We start from the raw sequence: 25,851 nt of genomic DNA on the forward strand, positions 1-25,851 counted from the left end.
GTAAGCATTGTAAAAGGCTTACCTTCTATTAAGTCATTGATAATCTAAAAGTTTAATTTGACTTACGTTTCCATATTTTAAAATATTGATAAAACCAATTCTCAAGTCTTTCAGGAATTGCATTATAACTATTTGCAGATATTGTTCTTTTCAGTTTTCTTTTTATGATTGTATTATTGTCTCCATGTGCAACAACCCAAGTGACGAATGGGAAATTCACCAGTAAATAGTTTTTATTTTTTAGATATTTTGTAACCTTACCGTGAGCCAAAATTACCCATTTAAATTTAGTTTTTATCACATCTGCCTTCCTAGATGTAAGAGGGAAATCATTATTTCGAAAATAAAATACTGCACTGCTTCCACAGCTAAAGTAAAAACCATCCCTTAACCATACCTGTTTGTTTTTAAAATTCGCCATACATCCAGTGTTCATTACAAAAGCGTCTTTTATGGGATGAGACCTGATAAATTCAACAAAACGATAATGAACCCAATCATCTGCATCTAGAGGCATAAAGTATCCTGAGAACCCAATTTTCCGTAAATACGCCCCAATGACTCTACGTTTTCGAAACTTGTCACTGCTAAATTTACTAATGTATTTTGGAGGGGGGTACCGCACGGGGAGCCATGTAACACGAATATTCTCCATTTCCTCAATATTTGGTTTCTCATGACCTGCAATTACTATTTTAAAATTTTGGTCCGTATTGTTTAAAATGGATCTTAGTGTTCTAGCTAAATTGTTCTGAACCCTTGTCCAATTTCGGGATGACCGCTTGCTCTTAAGCGAAATAGCAAAGGCAACTTCCACATTAACTGGATTATTATTCCTATCAATTTTAACCGTCTCAAAATAATTATCAACCTGATCTAATTGTTCCAAAAGGGTTTGTTTCACATTGTCAGAAGAATGGTCTCCTGTTATTTCGAACTGAGTGTTTATTTTATTTTTTTTTTTAAGCATCGTATAAATTTGATTGTCAGATTCACTTGAATGTTTTAATACTTCTTCATCCAAATACTGAATGGTCTTTATAATCGCTTCAAATCGTGTAATATTTCTTTGTTTTGAATTTTTTTCAAGTGATGTCATACCCGAAAACAAACGCGCTACCCATCCTGCCTGTCCATGTTGACCTGTTTCTTTGGAAAAAGGTAATCGTTTACTGTCCCAGAAATCATCTTTCCAATAATCCCACTTCCCTGAAATTCCAAGACGCCACAATAACTCAACTTTATCTCGTCGACCATACCAAAAGTTTTCATTAAATTCCTCATTAGCGTCCAGTCTAAAAATTAATTGTGGCTCTTCTACTGGTACAGGAATAAAGGTATCCGCTAATAGTTGTTTATTCTCTAAAACCCTAGTCATGGGAACTGCAAAATACTTTAAATATGGCCTAGCAATGACATCAGAACAAATTTGCTTCCAAGCCATTTGAGTGACAAAACAATTACCATCCCAGGGTAATACCCATTTGGCTCTAAATTTTCCATCACGTAATGCAGTATTTCGAGCACCGTTTACGTTCATTACGTATTTATTTTTGTTCCTAATGATGGCAGCTATTATCCTTTTTCTTCTTTGCTGCTCCATTCTAGCATATTCCTTACTCTCTAAGAAGTTAGGGGTAGGGAGGAAACTCGTATCTAACTCAATCTTTTTGTACTCTTCATTAAGAAATGGGATATGAATAAATTCCTGTTGGTGCCTTCTTAACATTTCAATAATCGCCTGCTCTAGATCTTTATCAAATATTCGATTAATAATCCATCTTTTCTCGCAATTCTCCAAATTCGGTTCATTTTCCAAAATAAATTGAAGATTGCTAAGAGTTTGTCCTTTTTGATGCCTAGGATAAAGATCATTACCAATAATGCGGTACAGAACGAAGGTATTCTCCATTTTATCTAGACCTTTTTCAACATATTCTTCTTTCAAAGCATCTACTCTGTTTAGGCTTTTTGTGAAGTTTTTCTTTGCTCTTTTAATTCTTTTCCTCTTACGTGTCTTGTTCTTATTTATCGTTATCCCTCTATTCATTTTTAATTCACCACCTATTAATAGGTTTCTGGATTACTTTTAGCCGTAAAAACATGAGTTTTATATTTTTCGATATTTCTCAAAAATTCATGATAGCTTTTCCTCATTCTTCGCAGCCTTTTCCACCACTTTAATCCACAGTGATGAACAATAATTGGTTTTTTGGCGACATCAAATCGATTAGGCCTGCTATTCCATTTAACATGTAAACTTCCTATTAGTGGAGTATATTTTGTTGGACCTTTATAAGCTAAAATTCTTATATTTTGATTCCTAAAACCGAGCAGCTTTAAGAAGGCTTGTTGATCCCACCACTCATCTCTTCGTTTCTTTTTGTGTCTCCAAACAGCCTCTAATATTTCAATTGTTTTTGGGTCACGCTTCACCACAATTACCCCTGAATTTGGAAATAGTGGTTTTCTTCTATGGTAACTTGTCATATAAACAACATGATTAGTTGTTAATTCATTTCGGATATCATCTCTTGGATCGACGATAATTGCATCCGAATCCATCCACATGACAATTTCATAATATTTTAATAGGTTATAAAGCAAAAATATTTTATGTTTTTTAGCCATTTCATTTGGAAGAAGTTTTTTATTATAAAACAAAGTATCAATCCCATGGAGCTTTCCATAATACTCCACTGTAGGCTTCATTATTTCTAGTGCGGTCACATGGTTCTTACCGGTTGCCAAACAGCATATTACCATATTGCTGTTTGGTGTTAATGAAAAATCATAATTAGGAATCATTTTGTCACCCCTTTACTCACATATTAGAACGGTTACTTTATTCATTTTCAAATAAGAAATCCGCAATTGATTTCTTTATATACTATTCATCACAATAATAAATTGGCAGGGTATATTCTTATATAATCTCTAGATTTCTGACCATTTTATTAAATGGTTAGTCTTTATATAGCACTTTCACTGCTTGACTCATATATTAATAAAGGAGTGTGAAGGGAGGGTTTATAATGGTGACATTAATCGCATGTACCATTCGTGATAGCATGATGAATAATATATTTGAAAACTTTTCGAGACAAACGTGGGAGGAAAAAGAATTAATTATTATATTAAATAATGACAAAATGGAACTTTCAAAATGGCAGGAAAAAGCCGCAGGCTATAAAAATGTGACAGTATACCAACTTCCACAGGAGAAAACACTAGGAAATTGCTTAAATTTTGGAATTGAAAAAGCAAAATTTGATATTGTAGCTAAGTTTGATGACGATGATTACTATTCTCCCTACTATCTAACAGAAGCTATGAGAATATTTAATACGACAAATGCACAGCTGGTTGGCAAGGGAAAATCCTTTATGTATTTTGAAGAAAAGAAACTATTAACTATTCGCAGGCTTGGTACTGAGAATAAGGCCGGGAAAAGTTCTTTAAAAGGAGGGACATTAATCTTCAGGAAAGAAATTTACCCAAATATAAAGTTCCCTTCTAAACGAGGCTCAGGGACAGACAGTGCGTTTGTAGGTATGTGTATTAGAAAGAATATTAGAATTTATACAACTAGCAGGTATAACTATGTTTATATCCGAAAAAGCAACAGAAATTTCCATACATTTAAACGGTCAAACAGATTATTAAGACAAAAAAGTCAAATCATAGGAAAAGTAAAAAACTATAAACAATTTACAACAAAAGAGTTTCATATAGAGAATGATTCAACATAAACATAAGAACGTATTATTAATTAACACAAAAACAGACTTTAATATTAAAGCCTGTTTTTGTGTTAATTAATAAATAAACGATGAAGTTCTTCCTCCCATAGCAAGATATTTTGCATATAATATAGGATTTGATTTAACTAAGTAATACATTTTACGGTCTTTAATAATTAACGGAAAATCATGGTCTGGTCTCTTATTCATTTCAATAACCCAAATTTTATCGTATTCATCAATTCCAACATCAATCCCTAAATCAGCATAAGCTCCTGCGATTTCATCCACTTTACATGCCATATCTGTACAAATTCTGATGATTTCCTGGTATTTTTTAAATGCGGTAAGTTCGTCATATCCAAACTGTGTCTTTAATGCAGAAGTTCCTTCCAACGCAAAGCCATTAGCTTTAAAATTTGAGGATATAGCGTTTGTATTTCCAAATCTTGCAATAATACCGGTACATTGCCAATGTCCAGTTTCATTTTTTTGGAGCATGACCCTATAGTCTACCTTTCGACCCTCATAGGTATGAAGCCTGATGGGCTGCTGCAATAAATATAAAGAATGCTTTGTCAGGAAATGGACCATCTGCTCTTCTGTTAATTTTGTAATGTCATTTTGATAATTTTTCATAATGACGTATTGACCATCCACTTTTTCTATATAATAAATCCCCTTACCTCTTGATCCATCTTTAAGTTTTAAATAAACACCATTATATTTTTCTATAAAAGTATCTACATTCACTAAAGTCACTTTATTGGTGGTTTCGGCCAGATGTTCTTTCAGCTCTTCATAGGGCGATAGCCATTTCCAAAATTGCCATTTATCAAAATACTGGGCATTAAAAAAGCTCTCACCCATTATTTCCCTAAGACCCTTTAATGTTTTTTGGGAGAGCTCTACTCTTCTGAAAATCGCACCTGGAAAAGGGAGTACACATTTTCTCCATTGCTCAGGTACGAAAGGGTCGTATACATATCCTGTAATTTCCTCATTTATAAAATCAATTCGCTCTTCACAAAAGACGAATAATACACCATGAATTTGTTCGTATAACATTGTATAAATTAAATAATTATTTAAATACTTTTCCAATCTTTGTTCCGATTTCCCCAATAATAAACCAATTACTGGTCCTAAAATTAATTCATCGTTTGAAAATGCGAGTTCATACTTTACTCTCGTGTCTATTAGAAGCTTTGAAATTATATCCTCGGAGATTAGAATATTATTCATATCGGTTGGTTGTAACAAGGATATGGTAACAGGTATCCTTCTTTTTCCAAATGATAAGGTAATGGTTTTCTTACTTTCGATTCCTAAAGACCCAGCTATTGTCAAAGGGATTGAAATGGTGTTACTAGATAAATTATTAGATGCTATTTCATAAACCATCCCGTTTTTCACCTCCAAAACCCGATAACCATTTCGCATAATGTAAGGGCGAAGATTTAATCTTATAATAGAGCTGGTAATCATCAGCATCTAAGGCAATGGTCATATCAGGACTCCGATTATTAATCTCAATCAGCCAAAGATTATGGTTTTCATCCATGCCAATATCAATTCCTATATATCCTAGATGTAAACCTTTGCTCTCTAATACTTTACAGCTTGTAAGAGCCAGCTTCTCGATTTCCATATACTTTTTAAAGGCCTTTTTAAAATCATTCTGAAAAATTTCACAAAGAGATTTCCATACTTTTTGAGCTGATCCTCCGCTTGAAATATTACTTACAATGCTATCCTTTTCACCAAACTTTGTGACCATCCCAGGGACAATCCAATCGCCATTGTGATTTTTTCCAACTATTACCCGAACATCCATCACTCTATTTTCTTTGGTCAATAATCTTATACGCTGTTGAACGATATAGTTTTGCAGGTTTATTTCAGACGTCAGGTAATATTCCACACCTTCCCAGTTTTCAAACACTGTAATTATATTTTTGTCTTTTACTCTGTAGGTTAGAATAAACTCCTGATCAACCTTTGAAAGCTGATATATTCCAGAACCCTGCATCCCTGCCCTCGGTTTAATAAACGTTTCTTGATGAGCATCTAGTAATCTTTTGATATTATCAATATTTTCACCGAGAACCGTTTCAGGAAGATATTTCCTTATTTGTTCATGACCTGAAAGCCATTCCCACATTTCCCATTTATTAAACACATGTGAGTTAAAGAAATTAGTACCAATTAAACCGTATAACTTCTTCCGGATGGATTCTTTTATGGGCTTTCTTAGAAATACAACAGAAGGAAATGGATAGATCCCCTCCTCCCACTCATGCTCTTTTGGATTAAATGCATAACCATTAATCAGCTTATTTTTCTCATCTATTCCATCTAAAGTAAAAAGGAGGATGAGACCATTTAGATGCTTATAATCAATTAAATAATTTTTATAAATCTTAATTCTTTGTTTCGTCAATTCGTCTACCTTACCGCGTATTAACATACCAATAACTGGACCAATTATTAAGATTTCATTAACAAAAGCAATCTCATACACATCGATAAATTTAGGGAGAAAACATTTATTGTAGATCGCATCGGATAAATAAATACATTGTTCTAGATTATCATGATGCATTAAGGCAACAGTTTCCTTTATTGCCCCAAAACTTATGGTGATCGACTCTCTGTCACCAAGTAGTAATTTTTCTAAAACATTTAATGGAAGAGATATGGTTGGGTTAGGAGTAGAAATTGTTTTTAAAATATGGTTCATGTGAGTTCCCCACCTCCCTCTCACTTACGTTAAATCCCTGTAAATGAACAGCATAGAAGATAGGTTGATAACGTATTTTCAAATACATTTCATAGTCCATTTCTTTGAAGCCTTTAAAGCTCGGAAAAATATTTGCCTCGATAATCCATGGATATCCCTCTTGATCAAGACCAATATCTAGACCAAATTCTGCATAGTGTTCGTCTTTTCTATCAATTAAATTACAGAACCTCTGACACAGATTAATAATACTTTCATAGATCCTATCGTATGATCGATTAATTCCCGAACCAACTACTACTTCTTCTAAGGTCATTGCTTCTCCGCCTCTTGCAATATTGGTTAACACCTCATTTTCACCGGCTACCCTGCATTCGATACCAGAGCATTTCCAGCTATTTAGATCATATTTTTGCATAACCACTCTTACATCTAATGGGCGATTATTTATTTTTAGAAGCGGAATATAGGTTTGATACAAATATTGCTTATTTATTAAATTTAACTTCAGTAACAATTCCTCTAACGCTTTGGTATCTGGTATTAGATGTCGTATAAGGAACTCACTTTGATGCTCGTAAAGGATAAACCCTTCAGCAGGTTTTTTGTTTTTTTCAAGCGTAAAAATTCCTCGCCCGCGTGAAAGACTTACAGGCTTTAATATAATCCGTTCCTGATCCTCAATAAACTCAAATAAATCGTCCATTTTTTTCAGAAGATGTGTGGCGGGGACATGGTCACGAATTTCCTTTTCATCCTTTAATAAAATTAGGTCAGATTTTTTAAAGAAATGGGAATTAAATAAATTCTTATTTGTCATTTCAATCAGCTGGTTGATTCTATCAAGATTCTGATGAAAATTTCTCCGGTATAATGCAGCCGGAATTGGTGTAGAATCATATCTCCACTTTTTCTGATTTGGGTCATACAGCATGCCATATGCGATCTTATCCTCCCAGTCGATAGAACGCGTGGAAAATGCAATAATTAAGCCTCCAAATTTCTCATATTCTCTAAGACGGTCAGAGTATTTCTCCATATATGTTGGATTATACAGTTGATTTTTTTCCCCCAGCACAAGGCCAATGGATGGGCCAATTATTGCTTTATCCTTCGTTATTTTTAATTGATAGATAAGATCGATTGGGATATGCATCTTTTTTAGAAGAGAATCTGATATTAGTACTTCAGCAGGGTTGGTAAATGAATTTGTATTTAAGCGAACATCTCCTCCCGTGATGTCCATTTTACATTTTTGGTCCTTTATACCAAACTGGAGGGTGAATGGGTTATTGGTGATTAATTCTGATCGAAGCATTGGTAATTTCAGACACATTTCCTCGTCCTGAAACTCCTTAATTTTAATCCATAGATTAATACTTTCCTCATTTGAAAGTATCGTGTTATCTTCAAACTTTGAATTTGATCTTGATGGATAAGCAAGACTAAATTCATTACTCATTTCATCCTGTGAATTCTTTTCTTGTAGTATTTTCTTAGCAACCTCGAATGGAAATTTACATATTTTTCCACACATTTTAGCATTCCACTCGAAAACATCTTTAACAATTGTATTAATGGAGCATGTTGATCTTAAGGAATAATGACCATTTTCATTTAATGAAAACACAATACCAATCTCGAAAATTCCAGGGTAATAATATTGAATGATATCTAAAACCTTCTGGCTAAGCTTCGTTAATACATCTTGAATGCTTTCATCATATTTATGGACTTTTATTAAAGTTGAGGCTTCCTCTAGGCTGTATAATGTTTGGTTAGAATCTTTTGCATACATAATCGGGGATTTCCATTTATTATTTAATTTTTTTTGACCTAGTACATAAAAAGTAAAGTGACTATTATTTGTGTCGTTTTCTTCATCATCTATTTTTATATCAGAATAAGAATCGATTAGGGCGCATAAATCCTTTTTCTTAATTATATGGTGCTCATTAAGGACTTGAAATTTGGGATGGTTAGAAAGTTCCCTTAACTTTTTGATATTCTTTTTTTTATAAAACATGGTTGGATTATAAATAATGGAGGGGATGTCGATTGTATTCTTTTTTATGATTGAATTATTTTCAAATTCGATTGCTTTAGTTTTTAAACTTTCGAGAGACAGATCATTAAGTGTAAAGAATTGAATAGTTAGGTTTAACTCTGTTCCCTTCCTGGCATAAATTTGCCATAAATCATTGTTATTGTTTTTATTGCGGAGCAGCTTACTCCATTCCCTTTTAGATAGCAGTACCCCAACGGTTTCCATCCTCATGCCACCACCTCCTAACATAAATAGGTAATTAGGACCTTTACCATAATTTATATTCAATGAACATTAAAAGGTATGGGCAGAAAGTAAACTCAGCCATTTTTCAGCCTGTTTTATACGATTTAATGGTTTCATAAGAGCCATCATTTAATAATTTAAACATCGATAATGAAGGAGTTAGATTTGCTTCAATAATCCAAATATCTCCTTTTTCATCTATGCCCATATCCAGCCCAAAAACACGCGTTGTCTTATAATAAGATCCTAAATGTTGAGCTGTTAACATGGCAGCCTGGTCAAGTTTCTCTAATATATTTATTGAGTCAAATTCATTAACAGTTGATTTATCGATAGCTTCCTTCACAGACAAAACTTTCCTTGCCGCATTTGTGATAAAGAAACCCTTTGCAGCTACTTTCGCCAGCTTTCCCGTTACACGCCATTCTAAGGATTTCCTTTTTCGCTGTACCATTACTCGAATATCAAAGGGACAATTATCGATTGTCGCCAAAGGAATTCTTTTCTGAACAATATAGCGCCCTTTTTTTGATAAGAAGTGTTTCATTAGGTACTCGTAAGTTTCACTTTTCCCATTAAAAGTCAACTTCTTAAATTCATAGTGAACTTCAATTCTATCTTCCTCTAACACTGATAGTTGAATAATTCCTTTACCACGATACCCAAAACACGGTTTAATCATAATACAACCAAATTGCTCTAACATCGTCCAAAGTGATTCTTCAGAAAAAAACTGTGTTTTTGGAAGGAATTCAGAAAGCTTTTTTTCTTTGGACATTAATTTGTACTTTGTCCATTTGCCAATTGAAACACTCATATGTTAGTCCCCTTATATAATAATTTGCAGTTTCCTATCTTTCATTTTATTTTAAAATATTAAATATTCTTGTACTCTATCCCAATTAAGGTGTTTCTATCTAGTTTACAATTTTATTAAAATAAGGTGTCAGATACCTAGTCCACATGCACTTGCCTTGAATATGAATATATGGAATTAATAAAAAAAACAAAGGAGAGATTTTTTTGGGACTTTTTGAAGGATGTACACCAGGATTTTGGCGCCAGCCGCAACATTTAGATAGCTGGATTCCAACTGGCTTTGAACCACTAGATGACTTTGACGCCACTTTTAATGTAAACTTTTTCGATCCAAATATTACGCTATTACAGGCTGTGAACCTTGGCGGCGGTGGCATTGAAGCCTTGGCAAGACATGCTGTTGCAGCACTGTTAAATTCGGCACATCCAGATGTAGACTACCCGCTGTCTACTACAGATGTAATAAACTTGGTTCAAGGAATTGATCCAACTAATGCTCAGGAAGTTGAGGATTTAAAGGATTTGTTTGAGGGCTTTAATGAACTTGGCTGTCCACTGGACTAACCACATATATTAAAACAAATACACAAAAGGTTGCCTCAATTAGAGACAACCTTTTGGTATTAGAAAAAAATGTTTGATGTATATGACCTTATTTCAGAACATCAATATTTTTACTCAAATAAGCCCAATTCTGCGGTGCTGCTAAGCTTATCTGCCAAAAAGTCGTACCCAATAAGCTATAAATATCCATCAACCCATATTTTTCTATGAAACTCCGAATATCCTCAAACCAAACAATCTGTTCTACCCCTGTCCGATAATGCCGATACCAAGGGGACATGGCGTGCTGATCGAATAGTATGGGAGATCCTGTTGAAATGGCTTGGTTTTGGGCTGCCAAAACAGACATGGCATGGGTAACGTTCGTACCGACTACCTTGTCATAGCCATAAAGCGGCAGTGCAATTTGCAGTTTACGAGGATTGATTTGGGTAATGGAATATTGAATAACCTGATCCATCCACCATAACGGTGCAATTGGATCCGGCGGACCGCCCGGATACCCATAATCAATCGTCATCACCGCAACAATATCCGCTATGCTCCCGATTACAGCATAATCATAGGCCCCAATAATCCGATTAGTAGGTATATCTGCCGTTTTCGCATGTACATTTACATGGAGAATCAATTCTCCCAATTGATTCTTTAATTCTCTTAAAAACAGATTAAACGCATTTCGCTGAAGCGGTGGAATAAATTCGAAGTCGATAGAAACCCCGCCAAAACCTCTTTGTCTTGTTAAATTGACAATACTCTGGACCAAGTTTCTGCGATAGGTTGGGTTTGATAACACATGTCCGGCTAACTCCGCACTAAAATCAACTCCCGTGAAATTACGGATCATCAGTAATGGTGTAATGTTTAACTGCTTACACCGTGCGACAATTGCTGAATCCTCAATCTCATTATAGGCATATCCTTCTTGTGTAAAGGAATAGGCCACAACGGCTAAATAAGTTAATTGTCCGGCAAGTGAATCTAAAATGGACAGAATCGCATTCCCGCCAGATGGAACGAGAAATCCCAATGTCGATATTTTTAATTTAACAGGTGAGGGTATGTTGATAATTTGACCAATAATAAGCTGGTTCGGGTCAACTCCAGGATTAGCATTTACGATTGATGGGATATCAGTGTTAAATCTTTGAGCTATCTCCCAAAATTGATCCCCTGGTTTTATTTTATAGGAGCGGATCGGCAATTGATTGTCCGGAAAGTACAAGGCGAGACCTGGTACGAGAGAACTAGTAGAAGGAAGACCATTTAGCTCAACAATGGTCTGCAAGGATACTCCATATTTATTGGAAATTGCCCACAAACTTTCTCCCGCACTCACCACATGTACACCCATACTCTCACACCCCTTTACCTACATCATATGGTGTATTTACTTGTACTATTGCACTTTAACTAAAAAAACGAACCGGAATAATCCAGTTCGACTGTCCTGACTATAACCGTGGATCGATGGGTTCTGCTTCTAAAGCCAGTATCCCTAATACACATTCATGAACACGTTCCAATGATTCTCTCTTAACAAATCGATTAATACTCTCCACGCCAAGGGAAAATTCCTTTAATGCATTTCGCTGTTTCCTACCTGCATTACGTTTCTTTAATCGAGATAAATTGTCAGGATGCAGATAATCCATTCCATAGATGATATGCAAATATTTTCGGCCCCTCACTTTTATCGCAGGCTGCAGCAGTTTCCCTTTATGGCAGGTAATATAGAATTCAGGTTTAACCACAAATCCTTCATGACCATCCTCAGTCATTTCCTCCCACCATTCAATCGCCTCTTTCATGGTTGCTTCATTGTTTACCACACGGTATTCTGTTTCCAAAAACAAACGGGATATCGCGCTGAATTCTTTATTTTTCTCCATATGCCAAGTATGCGGCTTGTCAAAATATGTTTCCGAACTGTGAGCCAGTGTATGAAAAGGAGCAATTTGAATTCCTTCCAGGCCTTCTGTTTCCCAACAGTATTTCTGGTATACTTCATTAAAGACTTTAGCATTATTGATTCCTAAATCCACTTCCTTAACCCAGTTCAGCACATCTTTGCCGCTGCCAATCGCCTGGTCTAATGAATCCTTCAACCTCGTTCGGTCAAGCAATGCCATTTCCCCAACATGTGCATATTGGTTCAAAATCAGATCTTTCGCCTTTAGGTTCCACGGCAGAATCTCAGCATCAAGGAGCACAAAGTCGGTGTTGTACCTTTCAAAATAACCATTTTTCACTAAATCCTCATTCAAGCTGATGACTACTTGTTCTTGCAATTCTTTTTGAAAAAATGCCCTTCCTGTCCGGGTATAGATCGTTCCTAATGTTTCTCTTCCAACATACTCCTTGGCCACTTCTTTATTTTTAAATAAAAATAATATACCTCTGCTGCCCATATGTTTCTTTTCGACGACCATAGTTTCAACACCGTTGGCTTGATAGTATTCGAATGCTTCCGTTGGGTGCTCAAGGTATCCTTCTAATCGAGACGGTTTGGGTGTTGGACTCATCGTTGGCGGAAGATAAATGATGTCCTCAAGGTGCAGAGTATAATGAGATAAATCATCCAGCGCTGGTTTAACGCCATCATCATAAATCATAATTTCGCCATAATGCTCTGTTAACACGGAATAACCTTCTAAAAATTTCATGATATTCGGAGGTGACAGTCTCTTTAGTTCCCATTCCTTTAATGGATTGTCAGGAACATCCGCATAATCCTGCTTTGCTTTAACAGAGATAAATTGTTTTTCTGGATATCGATAAGCGGTAAGACTGCCGCCGAACACAACACCCTGGTCAATATTCAAAGTGTTGTTTAATAGTAACGGCTGTGGCTTTGGGTCGTGCCCCCAAATAATGAGTTCGCTTGATTTATGAGAAATGGACCAATCCTTTCGAATCGGCTTCCCGTTTTCATCCAAACCCTCACTATCCCCATACCGGCAAAAATCAGAAATACGCGTTGACTGTTTTCCGATATAATGATCCTTTATACCTGCATGGGCGGCTACAACTGCATTAACCCCATTTTTCCGAACAATATAATGTGACTTTGCTTCTAAAAGCAACTCTTTTATCTGCCCCTTTAACTTTTCTGCAGCTTCACTGCCATTTTTACGTTCGTATTCCTCAAATTCAGCGGCCACATTTTCATCACCATGAGCCAGCTCTACATTTTTCCCATCGAGCCAGCGGGCAATTTTCCACCCGTGGTTGCTGTCAATCATATAGGCATGTCCAGCTTTTACATGCTTCTGAAAAAATTGCAGTGTTTCAATTGATTTTGGCCCCCGGCTCAGTACGTCACCAAGGGAGAGGATTTTCCTCCCATCAGGATGAAGGTAAAAGCCCTCTTCATTTTCCTGATATCCCAATTTCGATAAAATCTCCATGAATTCATCATAGCAGCCATGTATATCCCCGATAAAATCGATGCCGTTTCCAACATCAATAATTAGCGGGTTTTCTAAACGTTCTATGTTGAGTATTTGAAGCTCGTCTTCACCAAGCATATAGACACGTCGATAAACTTTCTTTTTTATGAAGCGAAGCATATTTTTAAAATGTTGATACTGCTGTTTGATGCGGTTTCTGCCCCGAGGGAAAGCTCGTTCACTATCCCGTCGCAGTAATTCCGTTTCAGATATATTCAAGACCATGGCAATGACAGGGATGTGATATTTCTTTCCCATTTGCAGGTATTTATCATGTTCTTCCTCACGTAAATGAGTTGCATCAATAAATGTTACTTTATTGAGCTGGCACCGTTTAGCAATTACATAATCCATAGTTTCAAACGCAGCACTAGATATTTGCTGGTATTCATGAAATAGTGCTTCACTTTCGTCTTTTGGACGGCCGTTCCAGGAAATAAATTCAGTATCGCTGACTAGAACACGGAATTGATCAGAGCTGACCACTTCAGATGACAGTATTTGATCTTCTTGGATTAATTGATTTAGTAAAGTTGTTTTTCCGGAATTAGAGGGTCCAACAAGCAGGACAATCCCTCCGTGCGGGATGTGTATCGTTGTCATTATTCCTCCTCCCTTCTAAAGATTGCCATTTGAGTGGGATGACCGTAAGCTGGATGCTCTTCCCCTATTCCTTTTTGGCTTACTTGATAAGGGTACTTTTGTGCCCATGCTTCAACATTTTGAACAAATTCCGCTCTTGTCCATTCAAAACGATGGTCATCATGGCGCATTTCATCTTCCATTTCATAAATCACATTATATTCCTGGTTTGGTGTCGTCACAATTAATGTCTTGGGACGATATTCATTCAGAATGGTATCAAATATTTTCTGGAGCCTGTTTTCCTCAATATGCTCAATGACTTCACATAAAACGATTACATCTTTATTTTGCAAACGGCTGTCAAAATAGTATAGTGAACCTGGTAAAGATTTTGGTGCTACATACCCTTCTTTGACCTTCACCTCACTAAAGCGCTCAATCGCCCGGATTCGAGATTTGTTAGAAGGCTCAATTGATAGAATTTCTTTTACACCTTCAACAAAACCTAATTGCACAGAGAGCCGGCCTTCCCCAGCGCCAAGGTCTACTATTGATTCCTTGTACGGAAGCGATTTAATTAAATTTAAGATGGCTTCATATCGAAGATCATTCAAGCGAACTCTCGGACTTTCATCTTGGCTTCGATTTTGTTGTTTCTTTTCATAAAATCTTGATTGAGAAATTAACGGATTAAACCGGAGTGCTCTTTTTACTATCATTTGTTTTAATGGATGGTTTTCCAGCCAGCCTTCTCCGTATCGATCCAGCTTTTCAACTTCCCTTTCATCTAAAAAATAATGCTTATAATTATCAATGACCGGAATAAGAATGGAAACATGCTTTAAAGCATTCTGAACAGTTTGATTCCCAGATATCGTCACAAATCTGGCTGAGCTTTTTTGTCGCATGGTACTAACTCCACGCTCTATTTCCACTTTGTATCCCATGGGTTCAAACAAATCCGTAATTTCCTGATCCTGCAATTCAGTTGCCACTGGGCCAAATGAGAGCTCCATATCAAATGGATGGTCCACCCACGGCAAATACTCCTCATCTGGCTTTCCATTTAAAGCGGTACCTAAAGCCTTGCGGATGGTGGTGATAAAAAGACTGCTGACAGCGAATTCACGGTCATTTATGTAATGGGTAATATCAAATAAATCTGAAGAGTTTCGCACTAAATCGATCGGGTCAGGCTTTACATAGAGTATAAATTGCACTTCTTCTTTTGTGAAAATTGGATATACCAGTCGGACCTTGAAACCTTTCTCATCCCGTTCATAAGGATTATCTGGGTTCTTCGCGATTAGGTACGAGACCATATCCGCACCCGGTCCGCTTACCTTTAATGATAGCTGCATGCATTACACTTCACTTTCTACCGAAGTATTTTTCCATTATTATTATCATTACATAAAAATGTATATTTTAGAAATATATTGATAAATATTCTGTTATTCGGGTTTTCTGTGTTCATCTCACTAATAACAAACTGAATAATTTGCAATAAGATGATTTTGTTACAAAAAATTAAAAAAAGCATCAAACCCTAAAACTAAAGTTCGATGCTCATTACCCATTAAGCTTCCATGCTATATTAAACTGCTTCAATGATGATTGAAACGCCTTGTCCACCGCCAACACATAAGGATGCTAATCCAATTTGTTTCTTTTGACGTCTTAATTCATGAACTAGGCTAACAACAATCCGTGCACCAGAACATCCGATTGGGTGACCTAATGCTATCGCTCCTCCATTAACATTAATAATCTCCTCTGGCAAACCCAATTCCTTATTTACTGCCAGCACTTGTGCTGCAAATGCTTCATTTAGCTCTGCCAATTCGATATCCTGGATTGTAAGATTTGCTCTCGTTAACGCTTTTTGTGTTGCGGGGACTGGTCCAATACCCATGATAGAAGGGGAAACAGCAGCACTTGCAACGGAACGAATTATGGCAAGTGGTTTTAAATCGTATTCCCTTACAGCTTGTTCAGAAGCAACAATGACTGCAGCTGCCCCATCGTTTAATGACGAAGCATTTCCAGCTGTCACCGTCCCATTCTCTTTAAAAGCTGGTTTCAGAGTTAGTAACTTCTCAAGATTAGTATTTTTTATATTCTCATCTTCTGTAAATAAAGTGGAACCATGCTTGCTTTTAATAGCAACAGGAATAATTTCCTTTTCGAATTTACCTTGTTCTTTTGCTTTAATAGCTTTTTGCTGGCTCCCTAAGGCAAAAACATCTTGTTCCTCTCGGGAAATATGATAGCGTTCCACTAAATTTTCAGCTGTAATCCCCATATGGTACCCTTCTATTGCACAGTGAAGTCCATCATGAAAGAGTGCATCCACAGTCTGTAAATCTCCTAATTTCTGTCCCCACCTTGCATTCATCACCAAATGCGGAACATTACTCATACTTTCTGTGCCCCCTGCAATTACAACATTTGATTCTCCTGCAAGAATTTGGTGATAGGCTAATGTAATCGCGCGCAATCCCGAAGCACATTGTTTATCAATGGTAATGGCCGGAACAGACACAGGTAACCCAGAATGGATTGCTGCTTGTCTTGCTGGGTTTCCTTTGAGTCCTGATTTTAGTACATTACCTAATACGACCTCATCAAAACATTCAGCCGAAAGACCAGATCGTTGCCACACGGCCTTTACTACATTCGTTGCAAGTTGTACAGCACCTATATCCTTTAATGCACCACCGAAACTCCCTATAGGAGTTCTGAGTGCCTCAACTAAGTATACATGTTGCATTCACTAGCCCCCACTTTACTAAAAAAATAGCGGTTTTGTCCGCGGTTATACTTGACACTTCACTTTTATTCACCTAATTTTTCCGAGGAAGTTTTTGACATAGAATACATGGGTTGTTTTGAAAAATAGTAAGTTTGGTAATGATAATAAACTTTTGCAATCGCAAAATTTTCACATAGGGAACACTTAATTTGATACCAAACTTTGCTAACATGGGGAGCATCTAAAGCTGGCAGTGCTTGTTTCATATGTGTGTTACATACCCACATAATCTCACCCTCTCACAATTTTTGTTATTAATTTATTCATTTGAAAGCATATATTTATTTAAAGGAAAGAATACATCCTTTATTGGATTTGTTAACAAATTACGGAATGTTTTTTGATTGTTTTGGATAATAGAAAATGTTTCTTTAATATTGTTAACATACAAATTTCGATAATTTCGACTATATTCTGTATAATTATATAGTGTATTAATAATAGTTTCAGAATAATTACTTTTTAATAGATTATTTAAAGGACTTGCAAGTAGCTCTGATGAGAGATTTTTAATTTGATCCACTTGATTATTAATTTCCTCAAATGAATTTAATAGGGTTAGATTGTGCAAGCCAGTAGTTGATGTCAATAATTGTTCCCGAGACATTTCTTCCAATTCAAAGAGTTCTTTTGTAATTTGGTTTAGGAGTTCGCTTACATTTGATTGATTTTGTTTCACATTTTCAGTTAATCGTTTTGAAGATTGAAGAAGAACGACCTCTCGAAAATTCTCTCCTTCATCCCAATCATCTATATTTTGAATCGCTTGATTCCATAATTGCTCTATAAATGAACCATTTTTTTCAATTTTTTTAACTACAGTCATTTCAATTCCTCCTATTAGGACACATTTAACTTGCCGATGGTAATGTAATCTCAATTAAAGTTCCCTCGTTCACTTTACTTGCATAGGTAATACTGCCATTGTGCTGTTTTATAATCTTATGACAGATCATTAATCCGAGTCCGGTTCCCTTTTCTTTTAATGTGTAAAATGGCTCACCTAACCGTGGAAGAAGCTCTTCAGGTATACCGCAGCCTTGATCTTGAAATGAAATAATACACTTATCATCTTTGCCTTTTCTTATATTGATGTAAATTTCACCTCCTCCTTTCATTGCTTCAATAGCGTTCTTAATTAAATTAATAAACACCTGCTTTAATTGGTTCTTCTCACAAGTTATATAAAAAGGCGTTTCTTCAACAATCAGATGAAATTGGATATCATTCATAATGAACTGAGGAGTAAGTATATCAAGCGTATTTTCAATTAGTTCTTTTACATTCATACGGATTAGTTCAACTGCCTGTGGTTTTCCCAAAGAAAGAAGTTCGCTCGTAATCGTTTCAATTCTATCCAGTTCACTTAAGAGCAATTCAGTATACTTAGTAGAGTTATTATCATTCTTGTAAAGTTGAACAAACCCCTTTATGGTTGTAAGTGGATTTCTGATTTCATGTGCAATTCCAGCTGCTAATTCACCGACAACGGATAACTTTTCAGATTGCAAAAGAATGTCTTCTGATTTTTTACGTTCAGTAATATCTCGGCTAATTTTGACGAAATGTTCAATGGAACCCTCTTCACCCGTTACAGGCATAAAACGGGATTCAATTACTAGCCAATCCCCATTTTTGTGTTTTAAACGGAGTTCAATCAATTGTGATTGTTTAATCTCAAACATCCCATCATATCTATTTTTTATCTTACAAACATCATCAGGATGAATTAACGCAGATAATTCGACCCCTGTCAGCTCCGATTCTTCGTACCCTAAAATATATTTATGGGATGGAGAGATGTAACAAAGAACAAATTCTTTATCCATAACAGATATTAGGTCTACTGTATTCTCAGCGATCAGTCGATAATTTGATTCACTTTCCTCTACTTTCTTATACATGTATGACAATTGATTATTTAATTGATGCAGTTTGACATATGACTCAATTAGTAAGGCACCAATCACTACCCCTATTACCATAAAAAGTAAATACTGAAGATGAAAGAGTAGATTATCATTAATAATGTGAAAGATAGATACATATAAAACATACATACTCACAAATGTCCCAAATAGATAGAAAACTTTTTTTATTGGAGTAAATTGAGATATAAATAGCTGTAAAGCAGAAAAACTAGCCATGACAATTGTAAATCCAATAAAGGCTTGGTACCACTGACCACCTACAAATAGTCTTGCCAACAATGCAATTCCCCCGGTAATTATTCCCGCCATTGGCCCAAGATAGGCAGATACAAGCACGACGGTTGCATATCGAAGATCATATGCAAACCCTTGTTGCTTTATAGATACCAATACTAGGATAATCGTAAACATCCCTGCATAAACACCGACCAAAATTCGCACTTTGTTTATTGACTTATGATTAATAAATGAACGGATAACGAGAGGCATAATTACAAAAAGGCAAAATATTGAGAGATTAACAATGTAGTTAAAAAAAATCAACCTAATTCCCACCTATACCTAAACCGACTCTTGTATTGTTTTTACATGGTGACAACTTAAAACTTTGGCAAGATAAGTAAAATAGAAATCCCTTACAGACCTCCTGTTTTGTTTAGCAGGCGCTAACATTTATTCCGGGGTCTGTGAGGTTTCAATATTATACTTTTAAACTAATAAATTTTAGCTTTTAAAAACTGTTCCAATTGTGAATACAGGTCTTCTCATTTGGCAGATTTTATGACTAGTTTGATCTCTCTTCTAACCAATCACCAATCGTTGGATAGGTGATTTGTGAAGCTTTACTTCCGAAAGCAATAGACGTATGCCCAACTGGTAAATTTATATATTGTTTGTCTTTACTGGATATTCGATTCATTAATGCTTCTACTTGATGCGGTGGAGCAATGTTGTCAATTTCACCCGATAAGTTGAGGACATTAGCAGTGATTTCCTCTAATTTAACCTGACGTCCACGAATTTCGAGTTCCCCTTTAATCAGCTTGTTTTTTTGATAAAAATCACGAATCCACTGACGATAGGATTCACCTGGAAATGGAATGCCGTCGTTTAACCATTTTTGCAGAAGTTTAAAGCTCTTTACAAAACTTTCATTCTCAGCACGATCAAAAAGACTAACATAAGGGCCATAAATGTTTGCCATCGGCTTAAGTAGTTTGTTTCCAATGTCAATCATTTCAGGTGGTATATTACCGTATGTTTGCACCACTTTATCAATATCAAAATGTTGCTCATCCAGCATAGCACCATAAAGGCCTGAATCTTCAAAATCAAACGGAGTTGTCATAAAGACAAGGTTACGAATGGGCAATTCAGGGTGCAAAGCAGCAAATATTGAAGTAATTGTACCACCCATGCAATATCCAAGAATGGACACTGTATCCGCACTTGATTTTCGCAAAACTTTACGAACCGCCCGTGGGATGTAGTCCATAATATAATCGTCTAATTTCATATTTTTATCTTCAATGCCAGGTGTACCCCATTCAAGAAGATAGACGTCAAAGCCTCGATTCACCAGATATTCAACTAAACTGCCACCCTTTGTCAAATCCATGATATAGGGCTTATTAATCAGTGCATAAATCAAGAGGAGCGGAGTTTTATGTTTTTTTGGTTGTTCTGAAATATAGCGGTATAGCTTAGTTTTATTCCGAGTCCAAATGACCTCTTTCGGAGTTGGTCCGACCTCTGGTTCGGCATCCTTCAATAACACTTGAGTTACGCTTTTTAGACGTCTATACATTTGTTGATACTCCTCAGGTACCATTTTGATAAAGTTTTCGTATTCTTTTGTCAAATGATTATTCACAACACCACTCCTTACCATATTTTAATTGATAAAATAAAGCCTCTTTCAATTCGCTTTTTTACTGTACCAGCTACACAGATCCTTTTGTATTCGTAACTTTCGGCGTATTTAATAAAGTTAAGATTTGATTCAGTTTTGTATCAAGACTCTTCATATCCTTTTTCAAATTTGTTATTTCACGTTGCACTTCTACTGTATCTCTTTGATTATCCTTGGATTCTTGTATAAATTCTTCTAGATCATCCACTTTCGCATCTACATTGACAATCTGAGAGGAAACATGTGCAAGGTCATTTCTTGATGGTAGATTTGCAAATTCATAGTAACGTTCCGTTGTTTCATTCAACATTTGTTTGAATAGAAGATTCATTTCCAATATCTGGCTGATCGTTTGAGTTGGAAATTCCTTCGTTACTTGAGCATCTAACAGATTACTATACTTTGAATAATAATTTTTCCACATATCATAAAAGTCGTTTTCCATTTTTTATCCTCCTATTTATTCGAACGCATCCTACAGTGGAATATTCCCATGTTTTTTTTTCGGTCTTTCTTCTTTTTTAGTTCTAAGCATCTCCAAAGACTGTTTCAGAACTTTTCTTGTATCTCTTGGGTCGATTACGTCATCCACCATTCCATGAGAAGCCGCAACATAAGGATTCGCAAACATATTTCGATATACTTCAATTTTTTCCGAACGGGTTGCTGCAGGATCACTGCTTTGATTTATTTCTTTAGCAAAGATAATATTTGCTGCTCCTTCCGCTCCCATTACGGCAATTTCCGCATTAGGCCAAGCAAATACAAGGTCCGCACCAATTGCTTTTGAATTCATAGCGACATATGCCCCACCAAATGCTTTTCTTAAAATGACGGTAATTTTTGGAACTGTTGCTTCTGAATAGGCGTAGAGAATTTTTGCACCATGACGAATAATACCTCCGTGCTCTTGATTGACTCCAGGGAAAAAACCTGTAACGTCTTCAAAAGTTATGATTGGGATGTTAAAAGAGTCACAAAATCGAATGAATCTGGAAGTCTTGTCCGAGGAATTGATATCTAGACCGCCAGCCATTACTTTAGGCTGATTGGCAACCACTCCTACACTATTCCCATTAATTCTCCCAAAACCAACCACGATATTTTTCGCATAGTCCTTTTGAACTTCCATAAAATCACCTTGATCTAATACTTGTTCTAATACCTTGCGAATATCATATACCTTCGTTGCATTGAGAGGCACTAGATCCAGCAAATCTTCCCGCCAATCATCTTCTTTCATGCATTCCAAAGACTGAGGATTTACCGTATTGTTTTGAGGCATAAAGGAAATCAATTTTCTAACTTCTTCTAAGACTGCTTGTTCGGAATCACCAGTAAAATGGGCACAGCCACTAATAGAAGAATGAACCTTTGCACCGCCAAGATTCTCCACGGAGATTTTCTCACCGGTAACCGTTTCAATGACCTTTGGACCTGTAATAAACATTTGACTGGTATCTTCCACCATGAACACAAAATCAGTAATGGCTGGAGAATAAACTGCCCCACCCGCACAAGGACCCATGATCACTGATATTTGTGGAATAACACCAGAATAGATGGCGTTTCGATAAAAAATTTGACCGTATCCGTCTAAAGAAACAACGCCTTCTTGTATCCTTGCACCGCCTGAATCATTTAAACCAATAATGGGTGCCCCATTTTTCGCAGCTAAATCCATAATTTTGCAAATTTTAGACGCATGCATTTCTCCTAGTGCTCCGCCAAAAACGGTAAAATCCTGAGCAAATACGTAAACTAGACGACCATGAATTTTCCCATAACCCGTCACAACTCCTTCCCCTGGACTTTCCAATTTATCCATGCCGAAGTTGGTTGCACGGTGTTTGATAAAAGCATTTAATTCCACAAAGGAATCTTCGTCCAGCAATAGGTCAATTCGTTCCCTTGCAGTTTGTTTTCCTCGATTATGCTGGGTATCAATTCGCTCGTCACCACCGCCAAGCATGATCTTACTTTTCCTATCCCATAGGTCGTAAATCTTCTCATAAACTGTGCTCATTGGAAATTTCCACCTCCTCTGTTCGAATTATGTTACGATGTCTGCTTCACTAAGAAAAGAGGTTGGCCGTATTCTACGAGCTGACCATTCTCGACGAGTACTTCAACGATTTCTCCATTCATTTCTGCTTCAATTTCGTTAAACAATTTCATGGCTTCCACGATACAGACAACTGTTGATTTTTCAACCTTATCCCCAATTTTCACATAGGGAGCCGCATCAACTCCTGGCGCCATGTAAAACGTCCCAACCATAGGGGAAACAATTTTTAATAGGGTTTCAGTTCCAATGTTTTTCGAAGTTATTTCTTCTTTCTCAGTAGTTTCCTTCGTCACTGCCGCTTGAATTGACGCTTCGGAGATTTCATTCGCCTTGGTTGCTGCTACAAGAACAGGTGCATCCAAAACAGCAGGAAATACCTGATTAATAGATTTATTATCTTGTATAACAGAAGGATTCAGCATTGAATTTCTTCTAACGAAAATTCGAGTATCTCCCTTTTCAAGTTCTAAGCAGTCTACTGTCGAATCATCGATTAGTCTAATAATTTCTCTTATTTCCTGAATTTTAAACATCTCTATCTCTCCTTAATCAACTTGATGAATTACACTTCTATCGGAAATGTATTTGTTTCAATAAATTTTGTATTAAACTGTCCTTTTACAAAACTCTCATGTTCGAAAAGTTTTTGATGGAATGGAATAGTAGTATGGATTCCACTAATAACAGTTTCATCAAGTGCCCTCTTCATGCGCATAATCGCCTCTTCACGGTTTTTCCCCCAAACGATTACTTTTGCTGCCATCGAATCATAATAAGGAGAAATTTCGCATCCAGGGTAGAGTGCACTATCAACTCGTACACCATATCCCCCAGGAGGAAGATACATTTCAACTCTCCCTGGAGAAGGCATAAAATTCTTTGCCGGGTTTTCTGCATTGATACGGCATTCAATTGCCCAGCCATTGATTTTAATATCTTCCTGTCTATAAGTTAGCGGGTAGCCTGCTGCCACCAAGATTTGCTCTTTGATTAAGTCAATGCCAGTAACCATTTCTGTAACAGGGTGCTCCACCTGAATTCGGGTATTCATTTCCATGAAATAGAATTGACCGTTTTTATCTAATAAAAACTCAACAGTCCCCGCTCCATGATAGTTAACCGCTTTTGCAGCGGCAATTGCTGTTGCACCCATCTGTCTACGAATTTCTTCTTCAAGTGCTGGTGACGGTGCTTCTTCTACCAGTTTTTGATGGCGTCTTTGAATGGAACAGTCTCGTTCCCCTAAATAAATAACATTACCGAGCATGTCTCCCATAATTTGAATTTCCACATGGCGTGGTTCCTCAATGTATTTCTCTAAATACACACCTGCGTTTCCAAATGCCGTTTCTGCTTCTTTTTGAGATTGACCGATGGCTTTGAGTAATTCCTCTTCATCCTCTGCTACTCTCATTCCCTTTCCCCCGCCGCCAGCTGTCGCCTTAACAATGACAGGGAATCCAATTTCCTTCGCTATCCTAACAGCTTCTACAAGATCTTCAATTAGACCATCCGTTCCAGGAACGGTAGGTACTCCAACACTTCTCATCGTATCTCTTGCGACCGCTTTATCCCCCATTTTTTTGATGGCTTCTGCTTCTGGACCAATAAATGCAATGTCATAATCCGAGCAAATTTCAGCAAAAGCACCATTTTCTGCTAGAAAACCATAACCAGGGTGGATTGCTTCCGCATTCGTTAATTGGGCAACGCTAATTATATTTGCAATTTTTAAATAGCTTTCCGAAGAAGCCGACGGTCCTATACAAAATGCTTCGTCCGCCATTTGCACATGCAAGGCTTCTCGGTCTGCTTCAGAAAAAACCGCAACAGTAGATATCCCCATTTCCTTACACGCCCTAATTACACGAACTGCAATTTCTCCTCGATTTGCAATAAGAACCTTTTTAAACATGTACAAGTTCCTTTCCAATTTAATTTTATTTAAGAGTTTACTAGTACATTTTTGAACTCTTCCGCTAGTAAAGGAACCACCTCAAACAAATCACCCACAATACCGTAGTCGGCTATTTGAAAGATTGGGGCTTCCGGATCTTTGTTAATCGCCACGATAACTTTTGAGTTAGACATCCCGGCTAAATGCTGAATGGCACCTGAAATTCCACAGGCAATGTAGAAATCTGGGGTGACAACCTTTCCCGTTTGTCCGATTTGCAGTGAATAATCGCAGTATTCAGCATCACATGCACCACGGGAAGCACCAACAGCACCACCTAGGACCTCAGCCAATTCCTGTAGCATCTTGAAGCCTTCAGGGGATTTAACCCCTCGTCCGCCGGAGATAACAACTTTAGCTTCTGATAAATCTACCCCACCTGTTGTTTTTCGCACTACTTCTTTAACAATCGTCCGTAATTCTTTGATTTCAGCATAAAAATGGACAATCTCAATTGTTCCACTGATTTCTTCCACCGGGATGTTATTTGGACGTATAGTTGCAAATGGGATGCCAGATACTACTTTCTTTTTCTCAAACGCTTTTCCGGAAAAAACAGGACGTGTAAAGATAACGTCATCTTCTTCCACCTGAACATCAATAACGTCAGATATGAGTCCAAGCCCCAACCGCGCTGCAATACGCGGTGCAAGATCTTTCCCGATTGATGTATGTGGCATTAAAATAGCTTCTGGTTCAACTTCATTAATAACCTGTCTCAAACTTTGAGAATATGCATCCGTTGTATACACATCGAGTTCTTGGTTGTCTACAATATATACTTTATTTGCCCCATGTTTCCCTATAACATTTGCATAATGAGCAGCATCACTGCCGAAAGCCACAGCTATTATTTCTCCGCCTTCTGCAATGCGCTGCGCTGCTGTCAACGACTCCAATGAAACACCTCTTAGGCTGCCAGCTTTAGCTTCCGTCACCACGAGTACTTTTCTCATATTAGTTCTCCTC

Annotated in this window: 22 protein-coding genes; 3 read left to right on the forward strand and 19 right to left on the reverse strand. The window is 36.7% G+C overall.

Annotated elements, in window-relative coordinates:
- Nucleotides 1–52: 52 nt before the first annotated feature.
- Together SFC47_RS18895 and SFC47_RS18900 are read right to left on the reverse strand one after the other, a co-directional pair.
- On the reverse strand, nucleotides 53–2,050 hold the full coding sequence (locus SFC47_RS18895) for a glycosyltransferase family A protein (protein ID WP_411255905.1): 1,998 nt from the start codon (nucleotides 2,048–2,050) through the stop codon (nucleotides 53–55).
- A gap of 17 nt (nucleotides 2,051–2,067) precedes the next feature.
- Nucleotides 2,068–2,808, reverse strand: coding sequence for a putative nucleotide-diphospho-sugar transferase (locus SFC47_RS18900; protein ID WP_411255906.1), 741 nt, complete (start codon nucleotides 2,806–2,808; stop codon nucleotides 2,068–2,070).
- A gap of 227 nt (nucleotides 2,809–3,035) precedes the next feature.
- Between SFC47_RS18900 and SFC47_RS18905 the strand changes: the two genes are divergently transcribed.
- Complete coding sequence (locus SFC47_RS18905; protein ID WP_411255907.1) at nucleotides 3,036–3,752, forward strand: glycosyltransferase; 717 nt, start codon at nucleotides 3,036–3,038, stop codon at nucleotides 3,750–3,752.
- A gap of 66 nt (nucleotides 3,753–3,818) precedes the next feature.
- Here SFC47_RS18905 and SFC47_RS18910 read toward each other — a convergent pair whose 3' ends face one another.
- On the reverse strand, nucleotides 3,819–4,847 hold the full coding sequence (locus SFC47_RS18910) for a YheC/YheD family endospore coat-associated protein (protein ID WP_411255908.1): 1,029 nt from the start codon (nucleotides 4,845–4,847) through the stop codon (nucleotides 3,819–3,821).
- A gap of 163 nt (nucleotides 4,848–5,010) precedes the next feature.
- Between SFC47_RS18910 and SFC47_RS18915 the strand changes: the two genes are divergently transcribed.
- Nucleotides 5,011–5,142: a hypothetical protein gene (locus SFC47_RS18915; RefSeq protein WP_411255909.1), complete on the forward strand. Its 132-nt coding sequence runs from the start codon at nucleotides 5,011–5,013 to the stop codon at nucleotides 5,140–5,142.
- Here SFC47_RS18915 and SFC47_RS18920 read toward each other — a convergent pair.
- The 3 genes from SFC47_RS18920 to SFC47_RS18930 all read right to left on the reverse strand — a co-directional run bounded on the left by SFC47_RS18920 (nucleotide 5,137) and on the right by SFC47_RS18930 (nucleotide 9,596).
- Nucleotides 5,137–6,486: a YheC/YheD family endospore coat-associated protein gene (locus SFC47_RS18920; protein WP_411255910.1), complete on the reverse strand. Its 1,350-nt coding sequence runs from the start codon at nucleotides 6,484–6,486 to the stop codon at nucleotides 5,137–5,139. The two genes, SFC47_RS18915 and SFC47_RS18920, sit on opposite strands and share 6 nt — an antisense overlap.
- Nucleotides 6,452–8,764: a YheC/YheD family endospore coat-associated protein gene (locus SFC47_RS18925; RefSeq protein WP_411255912.1), complete on the reverse strand. Its 2,313-nt coding sequence runs from the start codon at nucleotides 8,762–8,764 to the stop codon at nucleotides 6,452–6,454. The genes SFC47_RS18920 and SFC47_RS18925 overlap by 35 nt, the downstream gene beginning before the upstream one ends.
- Before the next feature lie 100 nt (nucleotides 8,765–8,864).
- Nucleotides 8,865–9,596: a YheC/YheD family protein gene (locus SFC47_RS18930; protein ID WP_411255913.1), complete on the reverse strand. Its 732-nt coding sequence runs from the start codon at nucleotides 9,594–9,596 to the stop codon at nucleotides 8,865–8,867.
- A 206-nt stretch (nucleotides 9,597–9,802) separates the two neighbouring features.
- On the opposite strand from SFC47_RS18930, the gene SFC47_RS18935 reads away from it, so the two are divergent.
- Nucleotides 9,803–10,162 (forward strand): hypothetical protein, encoded by a 360-nt coding sequence (locus SFC47_RS18935; RefSeq protein WP_411255914.1) that lies wholly within the window; start codon nucleotides 9,803–9,805, stop codon nucleotides 10,160–10,162.
- Nucleotides 10,163–10,250: 88 nt separating this feature from the next.
- On the opposite strand, the gene SFC47_RS18940 is transcribed toward SFC47_RS18935, so the two are convergent.
- The 13 genes from SFC47_RS18940 to SFC47_RS19000 all read right to left on the reverse strand — a co-directional run bounded on the left by SFC47_RS18940 (nucleotide 10,251) and on the right by SFC47_RS19000 (nucleotide 25,838).
- The gene (locus SFC47_RS18940; protein WP_411255915.1) at nucleotides 10,251–11,516 is read right to left on the reverse strand and encodes a LysM peptidoglycan-binding domain-containing protein; all 1,266 of its coding nucleotides are present in this window, start codon (nucleotides 11,514–11,516) and stop codon (nucleotides 10,251–10,253) included.
- Between the two features lie 100 nt (nucleotides 11,517–11,616).
- Complete coding sequence (locus SFC47_RS18945) at nucleotides 11,617–14,217, reverse strand: polynucleotide kinase-phosphatase (protein WP_411255916.1); 2,601 nt, start codon at nucleotides 14,215–14,217, stop codon at nucleotides 11,617–11,619.
- Complete coding sequence (locus SFC47_RS18950; protein WP_411255917.1) at nucleotides 14,217–15,560, reverse strand: 3' terminal RNA ribose 2'-O-methyltransferase Hen1; 1,344 nt, start codon at nucleotides 15,558–15,560, stop codon at nucleotides 14,217–14,219. Before SFC47_RS18950 ends, SFC47_RS18945 begins: the two co-directional genes overlap by 1 nt.
- Before the next feature lie 236 nt (nucleotides 15,561–15,796).
- Nucleotides 15,797–16,972, reverse strand: coding sequence for a thiolase family protein (locus SFC47_RS18955; protein ID WP_411255919.1), 1,176 nt, complete (start codon nucleotides 16,970–16,972; stop codon nucleotides 15,797–15,799).
- A gap of 65 nt (nucleotides 16,973–17,037) precedes the next feature.
- Nucleotides 17,038–17,220, reverse strand: a complete 183-nt coding sequence (locus tag SFC47_RS18960; RefSeq protein ID WP_411255921.1) for a hypothetical protein — start codon at nucleotides 17,218–17,220, stop codon at nucleotides 17,038–17,040.
- A gap of 53 nt (nucleotides 17,221–17,273) precedes the next feature.
- A complete protein-coding gene (locus SFC47_RS18965; RefSeq protein ID WP_411255923.1) occupies nucleotides 17,274–17,840 on the reverse strand; it encodes a hypothetical protein in 567 nt (188 codons plus the stop codon).
- 25 nt (nucleotides 17,841–17,865) lie between these two features.
- Nucleotides 17,866–19,434 carry an ATP-binding protein gene (locus tag SFC47_RS18970; RefSeq protein WP_411256076.1) on the reverse strand — a complete coding sequence of 523 codons (1,569 nt, stop codon included), beginning with the start codon at nucleotides 19,432–19,434 and terminating at the stop codon, nucleotides 17,866–17,868.
- Between the two features lie 295 nt (nucleotides 19,435–19,729).
- Complete coding sequence (gene phaC, locus SFC47_RS18975) at nucleotides 19,730–20,776, reverse strand: class III poly(R)-hydroxyalkanoic acid synthase subunit PhaC (protein ID WP_411256078.1); 1,047 nt, start codon at nucleotides 20,774–20,776, stop codon at nucleotides 19,730–19,732.
- 112 nt (nucleotides 20,777–20,888) lie between these two features.
- The gene (locus tag SFC47_RS18980; protein ID WP_411255925.1) at nucleotides 20,889–21,302 is read right to left on the reverse strand and encodes a hypothetical protein; all 414 of its coding nucleotides are present in this window, start codon (nucleotides 21,300–21,302) and stop codon (nucleotides 20,889–20,891) included.
- Nucleotides 21,303–21,332: 30 nt separating this feature from the next.
- On the reverse strand, nucleotides 21,333–22,883 hold the full coding sequence (locus SFC47_RS18985) for an acyl-CoA carboxylase subunit beta (RefSeq protein WP_411255927.1): 1,551 nt from the start codon (nucleotides 22,881–22,883) through the stop codon (nucleotides 21,333–21,335).
- 32 nt (nucleotides 22,884–22,915) lie between these two features.
- Nucleotides 22,916–23,458, reverse strand: a complete 543-nt coding sequence (gene accB, locus SFC47_RS18990; protein ID WP_411255928.1) for an acetyl-CoA carboxylase biotin carboxyl carrier protein — start codon at nucleotides 23,456–23,458, stop codon at nucleotides 22,916–22,918.
- A 29-nt stretch (nucleotides 23,459–23,487) separates the two neighbouring features.
- Nucleotides 23,488–24,840: an acetyl-CoA carboxylase biotin carboxylase subunit gene (gene accC, locus SFC47_RS18995; protein ID WP_411255930.1), complete on the reverse strand. Its 1,353-nt coding sequence runs from the start codon at nucleotides 24,838–24,840 to the stop codon at nucleotides 23,488–23,490.
- Nucleotides 24,841–24,869: 29 nt separating this feature from the next.
- A complete protein-coding gene (locus tag SFC47_RS19000; RefSeq protein WP_411255932.1) occupies nucleotides 24,870–25,838 on the reverse strand; it encodes an electron transfer flavoprotein subunit alpha/FixB family protein in 969 nt (322 codons plus the stop codon).
- Between the last annotated feature and the right edge of the window lie 13 nt (nucleotides 25,839–25,851).

Origin of the sequence: Neobacillus niacini (assembly GCF_046591715.1) — a bacterium.
GTDB classification, from domain to species: domain Bacteria; phylum Bacillota; class Bacilli; order Bacillales; family Cytobacillaceae; genus Neobacillus; species Neobacillus niacini_L.

Bases quoted from the DNA above. Each gene is read 5' to 3' on its own strand.
- SFC47_RS18980 (WP_411255925.1), bottom strand. From the start codon at position 21,302: ATGGAAAACGACTTTTATGATATGTGGAAAAATTATTATTCAAAGTAT.
- SFC47_RS19000 (WP_411255932.1), bottom strand. From the start codon at position 25,838: ATGAGAAAAGTACTCGTGGTGACGGAAGCTAAAGCTGGCAGCCTAAGA.
- SFC47_RS18955 (WP_411255919.1), bottom strand. From the start codon at position 16,972: ATGCAACATGTATACTTAGTTGAGGCACTCAGAACTCCTATAGGGAGT.
- accB (WP_411255928.1), bottom strand. From the start codon at position 23,458: ATGTTTAAAATTCAGGAAATAAGAGAAATTATTAGACTAATCGATGAT.
- SFC47_RS18985 (WP_411255927.1), bottom strand. From the start codon at position 22,883: ATGAGCACAGTTTATGAGAAGATTTACGACCTATGGGATAGGAAAAGT.
- phaC (WP_411256078.1), bottom strand. From the start codon at position 20,776: ATGGTACCTGAGGAGTATCAACAAATGTATAGACGTCTAAAAAGCGTA.
- SFC47_RS18895 (WP_411255905.1), bottom strand. From the start codon at position 2,050: ATGAATAGAGGGATAACGATAAATAAGAACAAGACACGTAAGAGGAAA.
- SFC47_RS18905 (WP_411255907.1), top strand. From the start codon at position 3,036: ATGGTGACATTAATCGCATGTACCATTCGTGATAGCATGATGAATAAT.
- SFC47_RS18930 (WP_411255913.1), bottom strand. From the start codon at position 9,596: ATGAGTGTTTCAATTGGCAAATGGACAAAGTACAAATTAATGTCCAAA.
- SFC47_RS18950 (WP_411255917.1), bottom strand. From the start codon at position 15,560: ATGCAGCTATCATTAAAGGTAAGCGGACCGGGTGCGGATATGGTCTCG.
- SFC47_RS18940 (WP_411255915.1), bottom strand. From the start codon at position 11,516: ATGGGTGTACATGTGGTGAGTGCGGGAGAAAGTTTGTGGGCAATTTCC.
- SFC47_RS18900 (WP_411255906.1), bottom strand. From the start codon at position 2,808: ATGATTCCTAATTATGATTTTTCATTAACACCAAACAGCAATATGGTA.
- SFC47_RS18945 (WP_411255916.1), bottom strand. From the start codon at position 14,217: ATGACAACGATACACATCCCGCACGGAGGGATTGTCCTGCTTGTTGGA.
- accC (WP_411255930.1), bottom strand. From the start codon at position 24,840: ATGTTTAAAAAGGTTCTTATTGCAAATCGAGGAGAAATTGCAGTTCGT.
- SFC47_RS18920 (WP_411255910.1), bottom strand. From the start codon at position 6,486: ATGAACCATATTTTAAAAACAATTTCTACTCCTAACCCAACCATATCT.
- SFC47_RS18970 (WP_411256076.1), bottom strand. From the start codon at position 19,434: ATGCCTCTCGTTATCCGTTCATTTATTAATCATAAGTCAATAAACAAA.
- SFC47_RS18925 (WP_411255912.1), bottom strand. From the start codon at position 8,764: ATGAGGATGGAAACCGTTGGGGTACTGCTATCTAAAAGGGAATGGAGT.
- SFC47_RS18960 (WP_411255921.1), bottom strand. From the start codon at position 17,220: ATGAAACAAGCACTGCCAGCTTTAGATGCTCCCCATGTTAGCAAAGTT.
- SFC47_RS18915 (WP_411255909.1), top strand. From the start codon at position 5,011: ATGGTAACAGGTATCCTTCTTTTTCCAAATGATAAGGTAATGGTTTTC.
- SFC47_RS18965 (WP_411255923.1), bottom strand. From the start codon at position 17,840: ATGACTGTAGTTAAAAAAATTGAAAAAAATGGTTCATTTATAGAGCAA.